Here is an 18,194-nt window from a genome sequence, read left to right on the forward strand (position 1 = left end):
TGTTCAATGTCTTATTTGTAAACTTTTGTCTGGGAGTTATCTGTAAATGTGATCATTCACGCAACTCATAAAAGAGCCGTTGTCTATACTTTACACACAAGGATCAGGGGCTTTTCCCCTTACAACCCAAAGTTCCGGAGGTGACATATGAAACGCAAAAACGCTTCGATACTCGGTAATGTGCTGATGGGGTTGGGACTGTTTGTGATGGTCGCTGGCGTGGGTTATTCAATTTTAAACCAATTGCCGCAGCTTGACCTTCCGCAATACTTCGCGCATGGCGCGGTATTGAGTATCTTCCTTGGTGCAGTGCTATGGCTTGCCGGTGCGCGCGTGAGTGGACATGAAGAAGTCTGCGACAAATACTGGTGGGTGCGCCATTACGATAAGCGCTGCCGCAGGGACCAGCACAAACACAGCTAACGTGCTACGACGAAAGAACACCGAAACGGCTCCTCATGGAGTCGTTTTTTTTTGCATGAAAGGTTGACCCTCACGTAACGTAAGGCTTCAGAGTGGTGCCACTGGCAAAGTAAAAGGAGCAGTTATGTTGATTCAGGTGGGTGAACTCGCGAAACGTGCCGGGATCACCGTGCGAACATTGCATCACTATGAGCAAACAGGGTTGTTACTGCCTTCTGCCAGAAGTGCGGCAGGTTACCGGTTGTATAATCTGGCGGATGTGCAACGTCTGCATATGATTCAGGTGCTGGCAAAAGCCGGGCTGGAACTTGCTGAAATCAGGGATTTTCTGAAACAGGAGTCGCTGTCGTTAACCGAATTACTCGATGCGCAAATCAGTTTGCTGGATAAGCAACTGCGCAGCATGCTGACGCTGCGCGAGAGGCTGGTGGAATTGCGTACCGGGCTTACCAACGATGCGTCACCCAATCTGGAATCCTGGCTACAGACTCTGGAGTTAATGAATATGTACGAACGCTGGTTTAGCAAAGAGGAGTTACAGCAGTTGCCGTTTGCCGTACAGAAGGAGGCACTTGCGGATATCTGGTCAGGTCTGGTTGCTGAGGCAAATAGCCTGCTGAAGCATAATATCGACGTTTCGGATCCCCGTGCCAGGGATCTGGCGACGCGCTGGATGTCACGCCTGGAGCAGGATACGGCAGGTAAGCCGGAATTTCTCACCCGGCTGAACGAGATGCACAGCGTCGAGCCGCAGATGCGTGAGCAGACGGGTATTACGGCGGAAATGACTGACTATATTACGCGGGCGTTTGCCGAATCGAAGCTTGCCATCTGGGAAAAGTATCTCTCTGCAGAAGAGATGGCCTTTACCCGCGCGCACTATTTTGATCGCATGATGGAGTGGCCGCCACTGGTAGCGAAATTGCATCAGGCGCAGCGGGAAAACCTTGACCCGTCTTCCGGTGAGGCGCAAATGCTCGCTGAACACTGGCGGATATTGTTCCAGTCATACGCGGGAACGAATCCTGAAACCCAGCAAAAGTTTCGCGTTGCCATGCAGCAGGAGGCGCATCTGATGAAAGGAACATGGATGACGCCTGCCGTGCTTGCATGGCTCCAGCAGGCGATAGCCGTGATGATGCAGAGACGTTTCTCTGCATCAGGGCATTCACAGATCCGCTAACGCGGCTTCACGGTTGGGATAAAAGGCCAGGCGGCCAGGGATCGGCTGCACGCCAGCGCGCGCCATGGTGCGCAGCGGCTGGAATTCGAGATTACTCACCCGCAGTTCGCAGCCTTCCGGCAGACGCGAAACGAAGCGCTGAAAGGCATCCAGACCACCCGCATCCAGCACCGGCACGGCATCCCATTTCAGCACCACAATGCGTTTGCCCACGATACGGGTTTCCAGTTCGCTGAACAGACCTTCCGCGGCAGCAAAGAACAACGGGCCAATCACACGCAGCACCAGCACATCGTCAGGTACCTCTACGTTAACCGGGGAAAGGCGCGTCATCTGCGCAATACGGCGCATAAACAGCAGGGAGGCCAGCACGATCCCGACGCTGATGGCGATAACCATATCGAACAGCACGGTCAGCGACATACACATCAGCATCACGATGATGTCGTCTTTCGGTGCGCGACGCAGCAGATTGACCACCTTATGTGCTTCGCTCATGTTCCACGCCACCATCAGCAGCAGGGCTGCCATGGCTGAAAGCGGCAGCCAGGAGAGCAGCGGGGCGAGGACCAGCAGGGCGAGGATCACCAGCACCGAGTGGATAACTGCCGATACCGGCGACGTCGCCCCGGCACGTACGTTTGCCGCAGAGCGGGCGATGGCCGCTGTTGCCGTAATACCGCCAAAGAACGGGGCGATGATGTTGCCCAGACCCTGCCCAACCAGTTCGCTGTTGGCTTTATGCTTGGTGCCGGTCATGCCGTCCAGCACGACGGCACAGAGCAGGGATTCAATGGCCCCCAGCATCGCCATTGAGAAGGCCGCGGGCAGAAGGGCGCGCAAGGAGTCCCAGCTTAAGGTGAAGCTGGAACCCGGCATATCCCATGGCAGTACCAGTTGCGGTAACAGTTGAGGAATACCGCTTCCCTGTGAACCGTCAGCCAGAACATAGTGGAACTGAGATCCAATGGTCGCGACGTGGCCACCAAAGAGATTAACGATGGCCATCACCGCACAGCCCAGCAGCAGGGCGGGCAGGTGGCCAGGCAGACGAATGCCTAAACGAGGCCAGATAATCAGCGTGCCCAGGGTAACAATCCCGATGGCGGCATCGCCCGGGTTGGCGGTGGGGAGCGCCATAAACAGCGCCCCGACTTTTTGCAGGTAATGTTCAGGGACGTGGGCTATCTGCAGGCCGAGGAAGTCCTTGATCTGCATTGTCCCGATGGTAATGCCAATCCCGGAGGTGAACCCCAGCGTCACGGAAAGGGGAATGTATTCAATCAGCCGGCCAAAACGGGCCAGACCAAACAGGATCAAAAAGACGCCGGACATCAGGGTGGCGACCAGCAGGCCTGCCAGGCCAAACTGCTGAGAAACGGGATAGAGGATCACCACAAATGCGGCTGTCGGGCCGGAAACGCTGAAGCGAGACCCGCCCGTTAGCGCAATCACAATCCCGGCGACGGCCGCCGTGTAAAGCCCATACTGCGGTGCTACGCCGCTGCCAATTGCCAGTGCCATGGCGAGCGGAATGGCGATAATCCCGACGGTGATACCGGCAATAAGGTCACGCATAAAACGTGAAGCGGTGTATTTCTCTTTCCAGCAAGCGTCGATGAGGGCGCGAAAGGGAAGAACATGTGAGGAGGTTACGTGTTTCACAATTATCTCTCATCCGTGTGCGCATCATCTGTCATGTAAATGGCAGGTGAAGGAGGCATTGATCATACAAATAAATATCAGAGACAAAAAAACCCGCCGCAGCGGGTTTTTCGGCCGTGTTCGATTAGTGTTCGAACATTGCTGAGATAGATTCTTCGTTGCTGATACGACGAATCGCTTCGGCCAGCATCCCGGACAGGGTCAAGGTGCGCACGTTTGGCAGCGCTTTGATCTCGTCACTCAGTGGGATGGTATCGCACACCACTACTTCGTCGATCACGGAGTTGCGGAGGTTGTTTACTGCATTGCCGGAGAAGATCGGGTGAGTCGCGTAGGCGAATACGCGCTTGGCACCACGCTCTTTCAGCGCTTCTGCTGCTTTACACAGCGTACCGCCGGTATCGATCATGTCGTCAACCAGCACGCAGTCACGGCCAGCAACGTCACCGATGATGTGCATCACCTGAGAAACGTTAGCGCGTGGACGGCGTTTGTCGATGATTGCCATGTCGGTATCGTTCAGCAGCTTAGCGATAGCACGAGCACGTACAACGCCGCCGATGTCCGGAGAAACCACGATTGGGTTATCCAGATTCAGCTGCAGCATGTCTTCCAGCAGGATTGGGCTACCGAATACGTTATCAACCGGAACGTCGAAGAAGCCCTGGATCTGTTCTGCATGCAGGTCAACGGTCAGAACACGGTCAACGCCAACGCTGGAGAGGAAATCAGCGACAACTTTGGCAGTGATTGGCACACGCGCGGAACGGACACGACGGTCCTGACGGGCATAGCCGAAGTAAGGAATAACAGCAGTGATACGGCCTGCTGAAGCGCGACGCAGGGCGTCGACCATAACAACCAGTTCCATCAGGTTGTCATTTGTTGGAGCACAGGTGGACTGGATGATGAAAATATCACCACCGCGTACATTTTCATTGATTTGTACGCTGACTTCGCCGTCGCTAAAGCGACCTACAGCGGCGTCGCCGAGGGAAGTGTACAGGCGGTTGGCAATACGTTGTGCTAGTTCCGGGGTGGCGTTACCAGCAAAAAGCTTCATATCAGGCACGAGAAGAACCTCAGGCATGCGTCCAGTGGTGGATAGCGTTCGCCGCAAACTGTGCGGGCCAGGCGAAATGCTATCCAGGCGGTGTATTAAAGAGCGCGATGCAACGTCTGGAACAGGGTGACGTTGTCACCGAAACTCAGTCTGCGCCAGAATGGCTTGCTGTAGGGGGGAGGTATTCATCCCACGTGCTACAAAACCATGCAGCCAAACCGGCGCTTGCTCAAGCACCTGACGAGCGGCGGATTCGGTGTCAAATTCAGCAAAGACACAGGCCCCTGTGCCAGTCAGGCGCGACGGCGCGTATTCTAACAGCCAGGAAAGCACCGCATCAACCTCGCGAAAACGTTTTCTTGCGATAACCTCGCAATCGTTGCTGAATTCACAATTTAATAACGTTTCTATTGACCGCACCGGGGTATTCCGTGGCAGGTCAGGATCGTTGAAGATGACCGGGGTCGGAATGCTGACGCCCGGGTGGGCCACCAGGTACCATTTTTCCGGCGGCTCGACCGGGGAAAGTATTTCGCCCACCCCTTCAGCAAACGCCGCATGACCGCGCACAAAGACCGGGACGTCCGCCCCCAGCGTTAAGCCTAACGCTGCCAGCTCATCCTGAGATAATCCGCAGCCCCAGAGGTGATTCAGGGCAACCAACACGGTGGCGGCATTTGATGAGCCACCGCCCAGTCCACCGCCCATCGGCAGACGCTTCTCAATACGGATATCCGCGCCGCTTCCTGCCGACAGACGACCGGTGTCCGACGCCGTTTTCATCAGCAGACGTGCAGCGCGCACGATCAGGTTATCTTCATGCGCCACGCCGTTAACCGGCGTCAGCAGGCAAACCTCGCCGTCCTGACGCGGGTCAATCGCGATCGTGTCGCCGTAATCAAGAAACTGAAACAGCGTCTGCAGGGTATGGTACCCGTCAGCACGCTGTCCGGTGATGTATAAAAACAGGTTCAGTTTTGCCGGAGAAGGCCAGTGGGTCATCATTTAACGATCCAGTTGTCCATTTTCAGCTTGATGCGCTGGCTGCCCTGGGTCAGTTCCATGTTGGATGGCAGGGAAGGCCTGGTGTTGCTGTCATAGGCGCTGTACACCACTTTCCAGGTTTTGCCGTTCTGGGTGTAGTTCACCTGGCTCAGACGGTACTGGTTGTCAAGCTGGTAGTCGGTCGCGTCACCCGGCAGGCCCAGGATCCACTGGCGCAGGCTGTTCAGCGGAATAGGCATTCCGGTCAGCTTGCCGATCATCTCTTCGGCGTCGGTGGCGGTATAGTGCTGGCCTTTGTTGTCGGTGATCTGCGCTTCACCCGGTTTGGCAATAAGCTCCAGTTCGGTGCTGCCCAGCGGGTTTAACAGCAGCAGGCGATAGTTGTCCTGTCCGGTTTGCTGCCAGAAGAAACGCGCATACACTTTTTGTTCATCAGAGAGATAAGCGAAGGCACCACGGGTCTGGTACTGGCTCAAATTGCGGACGTCCTGCTGGTGCTGACGCCACTGCGGTGAATCAGGGCTTTTGCCCGGGCCTTTAGGTTGGGTGACGGTACATGCGGTCAGAACCAGTGCCGCCAGGGGCAGCAGGCGAATCAGTCGGGTCATAATGAGGACAAATCCTTGAGATACGTTGCAGTTATAACTGTTAATGCTAGCGTCGAAGGGTGCCACCGTCTACGTTCAAATTATCTCAAAGCATTGTATAAGCTATTACTCCGAAAGGGGGCAGTCTCTTTTATTGATCTCGCGCATCCTGTATGATGCGTTCTGCTAACCTTATTAACGCTGGTACTACTCCCGCTCAACATGACTCTATTAGCACTCGGTATTAACCACAAAACAGCCCCGGTTTCGCTGCGAGAACGCGTCACGTTTTCGCCGGATACGCTTGACCTGGCGCTGGACAGCCTGCTTGCACAGCCGATGGTGCAGGGTGGCGTGGTGCTCTCGACGTGCAACCGTACTGAACTCTACCTAAGCGTTGAAGAGCAGGACAACCTGCATGAAGCGCTGATCCGCTGGTTATGTGATTACCACAACCTCAACGAAGAAGAGCTGCGTAATAGCCTGTACTGGCATCAGGATAACGATGCAGTCAGCCATCTGATGCGTGTGGCAAGCGGCCTGGACTCGCTGGTGCTCGGCGAGCCGCAAATTCTCGGTCAGGTGAAAAAGGCGTTTGCCGATTCGCAAAAAGGGCATCTGAAAGCCAGTGAACTGGAGCGTATGTTCCAGAAGTCATTCTCCGTGGCGAAGCGTGTGCGAACAGAAACCGACATTGGTGCCAGTGCGGTTTCTGTTGCTTTCGCGGCCTGTACCCTGGCCCGTCAAATCTTTGAATCCCTGTCGACCGTCACTGTGATGCTGGTCGGGGCGGGCGAAACCATCGAACTTGTGGCGCGCCATCTGCGTGAACACAAAGTCAAAAAGATGATTATCGCTAACCGTACCCGCGAACGTGCACAGGTGCTGGCGGACGAGGTGGGTGCCGAGGTGGTTGCGCTGAGCGACATCGATGAGCGCCTGAAAGAGGCAGATATTATCATCAGCTCTACCGCCAGCCCGCTGCCGATTATCGGTAAAGGGATGGTCGAGCGAGCGCTGAAATCCCGCCGTAATCAACCGATGCTGCTGGTGGATATTGCCGTCCCGCGCGATGTCGAACCGGAAGTCGGTAAACTGGCGAACGCCTACCTTTACAGCGTGGACGACCTGCAAAGCATCATTTCGCATAACCTTGCCCAGCGTAAAGCGGCGGCGGTTCAGGCGGAAACCATTGTAGAGCAGGAAACAAGTGAGTTTATGGCCTGGCTGCGCGCGCAAAGCGTCAGCGAGACTATCCGCGAGTACCGCGGTCAGGCGGAGCAGGTGCGTGATGACCTGACCGCCAAAGCGCTGGCCGCCCTTCAGCAGGGCGGCGACGCAGAAGCCATTATGCAGGATCTGGCCTGGAAACTGACCAACCGCCTGATCCATGCACCAACCAAATCTCTTCAGCAGGCCGCCCGTGACGGGGATGATGAACGCCTGACTATTCTGCGCAACAGCCTCGGGCTGGAATAGCGCCCTATACCCATTTTCTATTACAAGGTGCATTTACGCCTATGAAGCCTTCTATCGTCGCTAAACTGGAAGCTCTGCACGAGCGCCATGAAGAAGTACAGGCGCTGCTCGGCGATGCCGGGACCATTGCTGACCAGGAACGTTTTCGCGCGCTCTCGCGTGAATACGCGCAGTTGAGTGATGTATCAAAATGCTTTACCGACTGGCGACAGGTCCAGGAAGATATTGAAACCGCGCAGATGATGCTCGACGACCCTGAAATGCGCGAGATGGCGCAGGAAGAGTTGCTGGATGCAAAAGCGCGTGCTGAAGAGATGGAGCAACAGTTGCAGGTGCTTCTGCTGCCAAAAGATCCGGACGATGAGCGTAACGCCTTTGTCGAAGTTCGCGCCGGGACCGGCGGTGACGAAGCGGCACTGTTTGCCGGCGATCTGTTCCGTATGTACAGCCGCTACGCCGAAGCGCGTCGCTGGCGCGTTGAGATCATGAGCGCCAACGACGGTGAACATGGCGGCTACAAAGAGGTTATCGCTAAAATCAGCGGTGACGGCGTGTACGGTCGTCTGAAGTTTGAATCCGGCGGTCATCGCGTGCAGCGCGTACCTGCCACCGAATCTCAGGGGCGAATTCACACTTCTGCCTGTACGGTTGCGGTGATGCCAGAGCTGCCTGAAGCAGAATTGCCGGACATCAACCCGGCGGACCTGCGTATCGATACCTTCCGCTCCTCCGGGGCAGGTGGTCAGCACGTTAACACCACCGATTCCGCTATTCGTATTACCCACCTGCCAACCGGCATCGTGGTGGAGTGCCAGGACGAACGTTCACAGCACAAGAACAAAGCCAAAGCCTTATCCGTGCTGGGCGCGCGTATCCACGCGGCTGAAATGGCAAAACGTCAACAGGCGGAAGCCTCCACGCGTCGTAACTTGCTGGGCAGCGGCGATCGCAGCGATCGTAACCGTACCTATAACTTCCCGCAGGGCCGTGTTACCGACCACCGAATCAACCTGACCCTGTACCGTCTGGACGAAGTGATGGAAGGAAAGCTGGATATGCTGATTGAGCCTATCGTGCAGGAATACCAGGCCGACCAGCTGGCAGCACTGTCCGAGCAGGAATAATGGAGTTTCAGCACTGGTTACGGCAGGCCGCCAGTGAGCTTTCCGCGAGCGAAAGCCCTAAACGTGACGCCGAAATTTTGCTTGAGTTTGTGACGGGGAAAGCCCGCACTTACCTGCTGGCTTTCGGCGAGACCCAGCTGAGCGCTGAGCAGGAAGCGCAGCTCGCTACGCTGCTTGCCCGACGCAAAACCGGTGAGCCGGTGGCGCATCTGGTCGGGGAGCGTGAGTTCTGGTCACTGCCGTTGTACGTCTCCCCAGCGACCCTGATCCCCCGTCCGGACACCGAGTGTCTGGTGGAGCAGGCGCTGTCGCGTTTACCCGCACAAGCCTGCCGAATTCTCGATCTTGGAACCGGCACTGGCGCAATTGCCCTGGCGCTGGCCAGCGAGCGTCCGGACTGCGAGGTGACGGCGGTTGACGTGATGCCCGATGCGGTAGCGCTGGCGCAGCGTAACGTGGCGCGTCTGGGCTTCCCGAACGTCACCGTTCTGCAAAGCAGCTGGTTTAGCGCGCTGGATAACCGCACGTTCGGGATGATTGTCAGCAACCCTCCCTATATCGACGAGCATGACCCGCACCTGACGCAGGGGGACGTGCGTTTCGAACCGCTGACGGCTCTGGTCGCTGCCAATGAAGGGCTGGCGGATATTATGCATATTGTGACAACGTCACGACAGCATTTGCTCCCCGGCGGCTGGCTGCTGGTCGAGCACGGCTGGACGCAAGGGGACGCGGTGCGTGACGTGTTCATCGCTGCAGGTTATCGTGCGGTGGAAACCTGTTGCGACTATGGCGGCAACGACCGTCTGACGCTGGGACAATGGGCATGAGTCTCTTTACCGTGCTGATCACGGCCCACCTGATAGCCGTTGCCCTGACCATCAGCTTTTTCATCGTCCGTTACGGGTGGCGTTACAGCAATAATCCGCTGATTGACGCCCGCTGGGTGCGTATTGCGCCGCACTGTATTGACACGGTGCTGTTTCTCTCAGGGGCCGGATTAATGTGGAAGACCGGCTATCTGCCATTTACTGATAAAGGCGCATGGCTGACTGAAAAGCTGTTTGGCGTTATCATCTACATCGTTTTGGGTTTTATCGCGCTTGGGCGTCGTCGTCCGCGCAGCCAGCAGACCGGTTTTATCGCCTTTCTGCTGGGGCTGGTGGTGCTGTACATCATCATTAAACTCGCCACCACAAGAATACCGTTACTGGGGTAAGTCATGAGGTCCTTAGCCGATTTCGAATTTAATAAAGTGCCGCTTTGCGATGGCATGATCCTGATTTCGGAGATGATCCGCGACGATTTTACGTCGCAATATGTCTACGAAGAGCTGGAGAATCTGGTCAGCCTGGCGCGTGAAGAGATCAATCAGGCGCGCCCGCAGGACTGGCAATTAGAGAAGCTGCTTGAGCTTTTCTACGGCGAATGGGGTTTCTGCGACACGCGTGGTGTGTATCGTCTGTCTGACGCACTATGGCTGGATCAGGTCTTAAAAAATCGTCAGGGCAGCGCGGTTGCGCTGGGTTCCATTTTGCTGTGGGTCGCGCATCGTCTGGATATTCCACTGGTGCCGGTCATTTTCCCGACGCAGATGATCCTGCGAGCGGAGTGGCTGGACGGTGAGATGTGGCTCATTAATCCGTTTAACGGCGATACGCTGGATGAGCATACGCTGGACGTCTGGTTAAAAGGCAATATCAGCCCGGTTGCCGAGCTCTTTAATGAAGATCTCGACGAGGCGGATAACGCCGAGGTGATCCGTAAACTGCTGGATACGCTGAAATCTGCGCTGATGGAAGAGCGTCAGATGGAGCTGGCATTACGTGCCAGTGAAGTGCTGCTGCAGTTTAATCCGGAAGATCCGTACGAAATCCGCGATCGCGGGCTGATTTATGCCCAGCTTGATTGCGAGCATGTGGCGCTGAACGATCTGAATTATTTCGTTGAGCAATGCCCGGAAGACCCGATCAGCGAAATGATTCGTGCGCAGATCAACGCGATCTCGCACAAACAAATTACACTGCATTAATCTTAATTCCGATTCACACCTGAATAAGGCGATCCTATGAAACAAAAAGTGGTTAGCATTGGTGATATCAACGTGGCAAACGACCTGCCGTTCGTGCTGTTTGGCGGTATGAACGTGCTGGAATCCCGTGATCTCGCGATGCGTATCTGCGAGCACTACGTGACCGTTACCCAAAAACTGGGTATCCCGTACGTGTTTAAGGCCTCTTTTGACAAAGCCAACCGTTCCTCCATTCACTCTTACCGTGGCCCGGGCCTGGAAGAGGGGATGAAAATTTTCCAGGAACTGAAACAGACCTTTGGCGTGAAAGTGATCACCGACGTGCACGAAGCTTCTCAGGCGCAGCCTGTTGCGGACGTTGTCGACGTTATCCAGCTGCCGGCGTTCCTGGCACGTCAGACGGACCTGGTGGAAGCGATGGCGAAAACCGGCGCGGTCATCAACGTGAAGAAACCTCAGTTCGTGAGCCCTGGCCAGATGGGTAACATCGTCGATAAATTTATCGAAGGCGGCAACGATAAAGTGATCCTGTGTGACCGTGGCGCAAACTTCGGTTATGACAACCTGGTCGTTGATATGCTCGGCTTCAGCGTGATGAAGAACGTGTCAAACCAGTCTCCGGTCATCTTCGATGTGACCCATGCGCTGCAGTGCCGCGACCCGTTTGGTGCAGCTTCTGGCGGCCGCCGTGCGCAGGTCACCGAGCTGGCGCGCGCCGGTATGGCGACTGGCCTGGCCGGTCTGTTCATTGAAGCACACCCGGACCCGGACAACGCGAAGTGCGACGGCCCGTCCGCATTGCCGCTGGCTAAACTGGAGCCGTTCCTGAAACAGATCAAGGCGATTGACGATCTGGTGAAGAGTTTCGACGAGCTGGATACCAGCCACTAATAAAAAAACCCGCTTCGGCGGGTTTTTTTGGGTTATTCCTCTTCCGATAGAAGAGATGTCGGGTGTGGCCTCAGAGTCTCACCGAACAACGCTTAGGCAAATATCGTCATCAGATAGGCCACAAACAGTGCCATGTGCGCCGCGCCATTCAGCACGTTGGTGCGCCCGGTCGAGAAGGATATCTGACACAGCAGCAGTGAAGCCACCATCACAATCATCTCTGGCGCACCCAGCGCAAACTGCAGCTTGTTACCGGTCATAAAGGCAATCAGCGTCACTACCGGCACGGTGAGTGAGATTGTCGCCAGGACCGAGCCAAAGAACAGATTCATTGCGCGTTGCACCTGATTGTTCAGCACCGCTCTCAGCGCCCCCAGCCCCTCAGGCGACAGGATAAGCAGCGCCACCAGGAAACCGGTAAACGCGACCGGAGCATTCAGCTCGGTTAACAGCGTCTCCAGCGGGTTGGCGTTCATTTTGGTCACGGCGATAACCGCAATCAGATGTACGATCAGCCAAACCGTATGCCACGCGCTGCTGTGAGCCGATGGCTTACCGTGATGCGGGTCGTCGCCGTCATCTTCATGTTCATAGACGAACAGGCTCTGGTGCGTTTTGGTCTGAATCAGCAGGAACACGCCGTACATGGCTGCGGAAATCAGCGCAACCAGCAGCGCCTGACCGGTTGAGAAGTTGGCCCCCGGCAATGCCATCGGGAAGACCAGCACAATAATTGCCAGCGGGAAAAGGGCAATCAGATACTGTTTTATGCCGAACAGATTCATGTACTGGGTCGCAAATTTGCGGCCGCCCAGTAACAGTGAAAAGCCCACCAGACCACCTGTCACAATCATAATGATGGAGTAGAGGGTGTCACGCATCAGGGTCGGTGCGGCGTCACCGGTCGCCATCAGCGCGGAAATCAGGCTGACTTCGAGGATAACCACCGAAAGGCTGAGAATTAGCGAGCCGTAAGGCTCACCCAGGCGATGGGCTAATACGTCCGCATGGCGAACGACGCTAAAGGCGCTGGTTAAGATACCCACCAGAGCAAGAATATTGATACCAACTACCACTGGCAGTGACTGACTGCTTCCCCAGAAGAGCAGCACAGCCAGTGCCAGGACCGGGAAAATGAGTGATGTCTCCTTGTGGCGGGTCTTTACCGCCTCGTGTGCTGCTGTCATGTGCTTCTCCATCAATGCAGGTGCTTGTAATTATAGATAGAATTTTCGGTCATTAAATTAACAGATCTCTGTTAAATACTCTTGATTTTTTACTCAATTTTACTGTTTGTCATGTTTTTGCTTTGGGGTGTCGATAATGGAACGTGTTCTATAATTAATCCTTTAATAACATAATTTTAAAATTATCATTTACGCATAATTCTCAATTGACTGGCACCATGCCGTATCGTCGTCCACACTTATCTCTTTAACCAAAAGAGGGGTTAGCGATGCCATATAAAACGAAACGCGAATTACCAGACAGCGTGCAACACGTATTGCCCGCGCACGCGCAGGATATCTACAAAGAGGCCTTTAACAGCGCCTGGGATCAGTACAAAGATAAAGAAGATCGACGTGATGATGCCAGCCGTGAAGAGACCGCGCACAAAGTCGCCTGGGCCGCAGTAAAACATGAATATGAGAAAGGAGACGACGATAAATGGCATAAAAAGAAATAGCCGTGAAATCATTCGCTGCCTTCGTTTTGACTTTTCAGGCGGTTGAACTTCCGTTGTATTGCAACTGGCCCGTGAATTGCTTATCGTTACTCAACTGCTGGCAAAATGACCAGCACACAATGCCGGGAAGGCGGATTACAGATGTCGCAAGGAAGCATGCAGTGGCGGAGGTGGAAAGTGTTAACGCGTGATTTCTTAATGAAGGCAGATTGTAAGACGGCATTTGGTGCTATTGAGGAATCGCTTCTCTGGTCAGCTGAACAACGTGCGGCGTCGCTCGCTGCCACGCTGGCGTGCCGCCCGGATGATGGCCCGGTATGGATTTTTGGCTACGGTTCGCTGATGTGGAACCCGGCTCTCGAATTTGTCGAATCGGCAACAGGTACACTTCCTGGCTGGCATCGCGCATTTTGTTTGCGCCTCACGGCCGGTCGAGGTAGCGCGTGTCAGCCTGGACGCATGCTTGCACTAAAAGAGGGCGGACGCACCACGGGGGTGGCCTACCGCCTGCCGGATGCAACGCTGGAAGACGAACTGACGCTGCTGTGGAAGCGCGAGATGATCACCGGCTGCTATATGCCGAGCTGGTGCAAGCTGGAACTCGATGACGGACGTACCGTTAACGCGCTGGTGTTTATTATGGATCCGCGCCATCCGCTGTATGAAGCGGATACCCGCACGCAGGTCATTGCCCCGTTGATCGCTGCCGCCAGTGGACCGTTGGGCACCAACGCGCAGTATCTCTTTTCGCTCGACCAGGAGCTGACGCGCCTCGGCATGAAGGACGATTGTCTGAATGAGCTGGTGGTGAAAGTGAAAGCGCTGCTGGAAGGGAACCCGCTGAATAATACGCTGCGTCCCGGTTTTGCCTGAGAATGCGCCCGGCTGCGTGAGCAGACCGGGCGTTTGTGACTTATGCAGCAACGTAGCTTACGGAATGCTCCAGTGACTGGCTATGGCTGTCAATCAGGACATCCCACGTGCCGGTGTACGGCACGGTAAGCCATGCCTTGTCATCCTGCACGGTCAGGATATCCGCCTGCGAGTGTTGTTGTGCTTTCGAACTCATCAAATGAATGCGGCAGCGCTCAGAACACCGCACCACGACCGTATCCCCGCCAAACAATTTCAAACTTGTTTTTACCAGTGCCATTTTTTACCCCGTAGTCTTAAACAACGCTCTCCCTGCTGCCATATCCGAGCGTGATATTGTTCACAATTCACTCATGGCATAACACCAAAGGGGGAGGGTGAGGATGCTGACTTTGATCAAAAAATGGCGTAACGATTAAACAAAAATGACAAAATTCCTGAAAATTTACTCTGGCGCGCGTTTTGCCCGGTGAACGCGCGCCACCCTAACATTAAATGCGGAAATGTCCGGCAGTTTCAGCAAGGTCGCCCGCCTGGCTCTGCAGCGCGCCGGCTGCAGCCGCAGATTGCACCACCAGTTCGGCGTTCTGCTGAACCATTCTGTCCAGATGGGTCACCGCATGGTTAATCTCCTGGATGCCTTTCATCTGCTCGCTGGTGGCGATGGAGATTTCACGCATGATGCCCGACACGCTACCGATGCTGGAGCGGATTTCGTTCATGCTTTCCCCGGCCAGATGAACGTAGCGGGAGCCGGTGGCCACGCTGTTGGTGGTGGAATCGATAAGCGTTTTAATCTCTTTCGCCGCCTGCGCGCTGCGGCTGGCCAGATTACGCACCTCGCCGGCCACCACGGCAAACCCACGGCCTTGCTCTCCGGCGCGTGCGGCTTCCACCGAGGCATTCAGCGCCAGGATATTGGTCTGGAAGGCAATCCCGTCAATCACGCTGGTGATGTCGCCAATCTTCGCGGAAGCCACTTCAATGGACTGCATGGTGCTGATGGCCTGAGATACCACCTCGCCGCCGCGAGCCGCCGCCGCAGAGGCCTTACTCGCCTGGTCATTGGCTTCAGCCGCAGACTCGTTCGACTGGGTTACCGACGCGGTGATCTCTTCCACGGCGCTGGCCGTTTCGCGAAGGCTGGAGGCGGCCTGCTCGGTACGCCCTGAGAGGTCCTGGTTACCTGCCGCAATTTCCCGCGCGGCGTTTTTCACCGATGCGCTGGCATCCCGCAGTTGTACCATCACCACCGAGAGCTTGTCGCTGAAGGCGTTAAACGCCTGCGCTATCTGCGCCACTTCGTCATCGCCGCTGTCCGGCAGGCGTTGCGACAGATCGTTAGTGCCGTTCGCAATGTTATGCATCGCATCGCGAATGTCAGACAGGCGCTTCAGCAGACGCGCAATCAGGAAGTGAACAATGGCGCCGCTGAGTAAGGCCAGGATCACCAGCGAGATGGCCGAGGCTTTCAGCAGCGAGCGCATTCCGGAGGTGGCATCGCCTGTGTCCAGGGCAACAACCAGCATCCAGTTCGTACCCGGCACGGCGGTTGCCACGAAGGTTTTTTCGGCGCCATTGAAGGTCCCGTTTACCGGGTTTCCGCTTTTCAGCGCCGCAAAGTCGATGCCTTTGAGGGTTTCGGCGAACGGTTTAAGCGTCAGGGCAGGGTCGCTGGCGGCAATGACGGTGCCATCGTTATTCAGCAGCAGCCCGCTGCTTGCCGGGGTTGGGTGGATCCCGCGCACGTTAGCTACCACGCTGTCCATCGCCACATCGCCAGCCACCACGGCTTTCAGGGTACCGTTTTCTTTCACCGGCACGGCAAACGTCACCACCAGTTTTCCGCTACCGGCGTCAACATATGGCGCGGTCACGACCGGGCTATCCTGGCTTACGACCTGCTGATACCAGGGACGGATCGTGGGGTCATAATCCGCCGGTACGCCCGCTGGTTCAGAGAATTTCGCCGTTTTGCTGGCATAGCCAACGTATACGTTAGTGAACCCACCCGCCTGGGCAAGCTGTTTAAAGACCGGAACCGGATCGTCGCTGAGCGCAACGGTTTGTGCGGAGGCGATAACCGTCATTTTGCTCTTCACCCAGTCCGCAATCGCCATGTTATGGCTGGCGCTGGTGCTGGTCAGGATGTCGCGCTGTGACTGCTGGTTATCCTGGCGTGTGACCTGAAAATTGATGACAGTATTAAGAAGAAGGGCGACGACCAGACAACCTGTCGTCGCGGCAATGATGCGTGCACGAATGGATCTGAACATAAGTGAAATACCTGCTGTGTTGTTTCCATGCCTATCGGCAACCCTGCAGGTAAACTTGATGCTGAAACCGCGTCCATAAGAAAATAATATTTTTACGGGTTTATTATTAAAAAGTTAATACTTTATCGGCGCGCAGAGTCCACTCGGCCAGTTCAACGAGCGTGCCGATTTCCACACCTTCAATCAGCGGTAATCCGGTGATGCCGCGCCCGTCGGTGCAGGTCTTGCACAGTTTGACCGGAACGTTTTGCGCGGTCAGGATCTCCAGCATCTGCTGGATGTTGTAACCTTCTGCCGGTTTTTGTCCCTTCAGCCCGGCGGTGACCGCATCCGACATTAAAAAGAGCCGTAACTCCAGTTCACTCTCTTTATCACGTAGCGCGATCGCCAGACGCAGGCTGTTAAAAAGGGATTCGCTGCCGTAAGCCGCACCGTTGGCGACGATAACAATCTTTTGCATGTTGACTCCTGTTCTTTTAAAGGCACGAATATTGCTTAGCTATCCAGGGTTTCGCTGTCCGGGAGAGTAAGCATGACATTAATGGCTGGCATTTCGCCAGGTGCGACCGAATGGCTCCAGCGTGCAAGGTCGATGCGCCGGGAGCAACTGAGCAGGCTGGCACAGCTTGGCGTGCTGGTTAACGCGATCAGCCTGCTGGTGCATATGCTGCAGTGCGAGCGTGGAGCCTCTAACGTCTGGCTCTGCTCACAGGGTAAGCTGTACGCTGCCGAATGCAAAGCGAGCCGGGCGCTGGTGAATGAAAACCTCACTGCGCTTTATGACGTTCTGGATAATCACTCCCCGTTCCAGGGCAGCGGCGTATGCGAACGTATAGCCGCCGCGCTGCTCAGTCTGGATAACCTGTCAGCCCTTCGTGATGGCGTTATTCAGCAAACCATTACGGCCCCGCAGGCGATGGATCACTATTGTCGCATCCTGCGTCATCTGCTCAGTATCGTACCGCAGCTTAATGACAGCATTGACGATCCGCAAATCGCAGGCCGTTTTGTCGCGCTTTATAGCCTGATGCAGGGTAAAGAGCTGGCGGGACAAGAGCGGGCGCTGGGCGCCATTGGCTTCACGCAGGGCTATTTTGACGATGGCATCCGTCAGCGGCTGGTGGACCGGATTGACGGACAGCAGGCCTGCTTCGAGATTTTCATGACCCACAGCACGGCGGATGTGCAAACCACCTTTTCCCAGAATTGCCAGCCTGACCGTGAGACGGAGCAACTGAGGCGCGTGGCCTGTACCCGCCAGCCAGCCGCTGACAATGGCCATACCGCACTGGCCTGGTTTGCTCTGCAAACGGCACGCCTTGAGCATCTGCGTACCCTGGAGGAGATGGTTATCGCCGATCTGATGATCGCGGTGGACGAGCGTATCCATCGACAGGAGGACTACACGCTACCGGCTGAGGAGCAGGACGATCCGCTGGCCTCTTATCCGGATAAGCCCTTGTTAACCCTGGTTCGCCAGCAGGCGCGCGAGATAGAACAGCTTTCCCGTCAGCTCGCGTCACTGCGCGATACGCTCGAAGAGCGCAAAACCATCGATAAAGCGAAAAGCGTACTGATGACCCATCAAAAGATGAGTGAGGAACAGGCATGGACGGCGCTGCGTAAAATGGCGATGGACAAAAATCAGCGCATGGTAGATATCGCCCGCGCGCTGCTCACCGCGAAGAGCTTGTGGCAGGTAACCCCTAAGGAGTAGCTGCACAATGAGTGGGCATTTAGTGCCTGATTGAGGTGCGCGGTCGTGGAGATTTCCCGGTAAACGCCCGAAAAACAGGGCAGTAAAACCTGGCATTCCCTTTGCATTATCTGATTAACCATTTTTGACGGTGCGCCAACGGCGGTGCATCTGTCTTCGGGATAAAGGCGTCCAGCGGTGCTTCGGCAC

Annotated in this window: 19 protein-coding genes; 11 read left to right on the forward strand and 8 right to left on the reverse strand. The window is 55.7% G+C overall.

Features of this window, described 5'->3' with window-relative positions:
* Positions 1-147 precede the first annotated feature (147 nt).
* On the forward strand, positions 148-423 hold the full coding sequence (gene ychH, locus BJ887_RS05805) for a stress-induced protein YchH (protein WP_014170506.1): 276 nt from the start codon (positions 148-150) through the stop codon (positions 421-423).
* A 124-nt stretch (positions 424-547) separates the two neighbouring features.
* Positions 548-1,606 carry a MerR family transcriptional regulator gene (locus BJ887_RS05810; protein ID WP_121339548.1) on the forward strand — a complete coding sequence of 353 codons (1,059 nt, stop codon included), beginning with the start codon at positions 548-550 and terminating at the stop codon, positions 1,604-1,606.
* Here BJ887_RS05810 and dauA read toward each other — a convergent pair.
* The 4 genes from dauA to lolB all read right to left on the reverse strand — a co-directional run bounded on the left by dauA (position 1,592) and on the right by lolB (position 5,947).
* On the reverse strand, positions 1,592-3,271 hold the full coding sequence (gene dauA, locus BJ887_RS05815) for a C4-dicarboxylic acid transporter DauA (protein ID WP_014170504.1): 1,680 nt from the start codon (positions 3,269-3,271) through the stop codon (positions 1,592-1,594). The genes BJ887_RS05810 and dauA overlap by 15 nt on opposite strands.
* Before the next feature lie 124 nt (positions 3,272-3,395).
* The gene (gene prs, locus BJ887_RS05820; protein ID WP_003856663.1) at positions 3,396-4,343 is read right to left on the reverse strand and encodes a ribose-phosphate diphosphokinase; all 948 of its coding nucleotides are present in this window, start codon (positions 4,341-4,343) and stop codon (positions 3,396-3,398) included.
* 126 nt (positions 4,344-4,469) lie between these two features.
* The gene (gene ispE / locus BJ887_RS05825; RefSeq protein WP_121339550.1) at positions 4,470-5,339 is read right to left on the reverse strand and encodes a 4-(cytidine 5'-diphospho)-2-C-methyl-D-erythritol kinase; all 870 of its coding nucleotides are present in this window, start codon (positions 5,337-5,339) and stop codon (positions 4,470-4,472) included.
* The gene (gene lolB, locus BJ887_RS05830; RefSeq protein WP_121339551.1) at positions 5,336-5,947 is read right to left on the reverse strand and encodes a lipoprotein insertase outer membrane protein LolB; all 612 of its coding nucleotides are present in this window, start codon (positions 5,945-5,947) and stop codon (positions 5,336-5,338) included. The genes ispE and lolB overlap by 4 nt, the downstream gene beginning before the upstream one ends.
* A 201-nt stretch (positions 5,948-6,148) precedes the next feature.
* Between lolB and hemA the strand changes: the two genes are divergently transcribed.
* Genes hemA through kdsA form a run of 6 tightly spaced genes read left to right on the forward strand, consistent with a single transcriptional unit; the run spans position 6,149 to position 11,452 of the window.
* Positions 6,149-7,405, forward strand: coding sequence for a glutamyl-tRNA reductase (gene hemA / locus BJ887_RS05835; protein WP_014170500.1), 1,257 nt, complete (start codon positions 6,149-6,151; stop codon positions 7,403-7,405).
* A gap of 41 nt (positions 7,406-7,446) precedes the next feature.
* Complete coding sequence (gene prfA, locus BJ887_RS05840) at positions 7,447-8,529, forward strand: peptide chain release factor 1 (protein WP_020882346.1); 1,083 nt, start codon at positions 7,447-7,449, stop codon at positions 8,527-8,529.
* A complete protein-coding gene (gene prmC / locus BJ887_RS05845; protein WP_121339553.1) occupies positions 8,529-9,359 on the forward strand; it encodes a peptide chain release factor N(5)-glutamine methyltransferase in 831 nt (276 codons plus the stop codon). The genes prfA and prmC overlap by 1 nt, the downstream gene beginning before the upstream one ends.
* Positions 9,356-9,748 (forward strand): invasion regulator SirB2, encoded by a 393-nt coding sequence (gene sirB2 / locus BJ887_RS05850; RefSeq protein WP_020882348.1) that lies wholly within the window; start codon positions 9,356-9,358, stop codon positions 9,746-9,748. The genes prmC and sirB2 overlap by 4 nt, the downstream gene beginning before the upstream one ends.
* 3 nt (positions 9,749-9,751) lie before the next feature.
* A complete protein-coding gene (gene sirB1 / locus BJ887_RS05855) occupies positions 9,752-10,561 on the forward strand; it encodes an invasion regulator SirB1 (protein WP_014170496.1) in 810 nt (269 codons plus the stop codon).
* 36 nt (positions 10,562-10,597) lie between these two features.
* Positions 10,598-11,452, forward strand: coding sequence for a 3-deoxy-8-phosphooctulonate synthase (gene kdsA, locus BJ887_RS05860; protein WP_014170494.1), 855 nt, complete (start codon positions 10,598-10,600; stop codon positions 11,450-11,452).
* Positions 11,453-11,544: 92 nt separating this feature from the next.
* Here the strand turns inward: kdsA and chaA are convergent, their stop codons facing one another.
* A complete protein-coding gene (chaA, locus tag BJ887_RS05865) occupies positions 11,545-12,639 on the reverse strand; it encodes a sodium-potassium/proton antiporter ChaA (protein ID WP_121339555.1) in 1,095 nt (364 codons plus the stop codon).
* 269 nt (positions 12,640-12,908) lie between these two features.
* Between chaA and chaB the strand changes: the two genes are divergently transcribed.
* Both chaB and BJ887_RS05875 read left to right on the forward strand, forming a co-directional pair.
* A complete protein-coding gene (gene chaB, locus BJ887_RS05870) occupies positions 12,909-13,139 on the forward strand; it encodes a putative cation transport regulator ChaB (protein ID WP_032680829.1) in 231 nt (76 codons plus the stop codon).
* Between the two features lie 177 nt (positions 13,140-13,316).
* Positions 13,317-14,012 carry a gamma-glutamylcyclotransferase gene (locus tag BJ887_RS05875; RefSeq protein ID WP_020882351.1) on the forward strand — a complete coding sequence of 232 codons (696 nt, stop codon included), beginning with the start codon at positions 13,317-13,319 and terminating at the stop codon, positions 14,010-14,012.
* 40 nt (positions 14,013-14,052) lie between these two features.
* Here BJ887_RS05875 and BJ887_RS05880 read toward each other — a convergent pair whose 3' ends face one another.
* The 3 genes from BJ887_RS05880 to BJ887_RS05890 form a co-directional block, all read right to left on the reverse strand.
* Entirely contained in the window at positions 14,053-14,292 is a 240-nt protein-coding gene (locus BJ887_RS05880; protein ID WP_014170489.1) for a DUF1883 domain-containing protein, read from the reverse strand.
* Positions 14,293-14,503: 211 nt separating this feature from the next.
* A complete protein-coding gene (locus tag BJ887_RS05885; protein ID WP_121339557.1) occupies positions 14,504-16,288 on the reverse strand; it encodes a methyl-accepting chemotaxis protein in 1,785 nt (594 codons plus the stop codon).
* Between the two features lie 106 nt (positions 16,289-16,394).
* Positions 16,395-16,748, reverse strand: a complete 354-nt coding sequence (locus tag BJ887_RS05890) for a DsrE/DsrF/TusD sulfur relay family protein (RefSeq protein WP_020882353.1) — start codon at positions 16,746-16,748, stop codon at positions 16,395-16,397.
* Positions 16,749-16,820: 72 nt separating this feature from the next.
* On the opposite strand from BJ887_RS05890, the gene nasR reads away from it, so the two are divergent.
* Entirely contained in the window at positions 16,821-18,005 is a 1,185-nt protein-coding gene (gene nasR / locus BJ887_RS05895; RefSeq protein WP_121339559.1) for a nitrate regulatory protein NasR, read from the forward strand.
* The last annotated feature ends 189 nt before the right edge of the window (positions 18,006-18,194 follow it).

Origin of the sequence: Enterobacter sp. WPR_3_1, assembly GCF_003635055.1 — a bacterium.
Classification (GTDB): domain Bacteria; phylum Pseudomonadota; class Gammaproteobacteria; order Enterobacterales; family Enterobacteriaceae; genus Enterobacter; species Enterobacter ludwigii.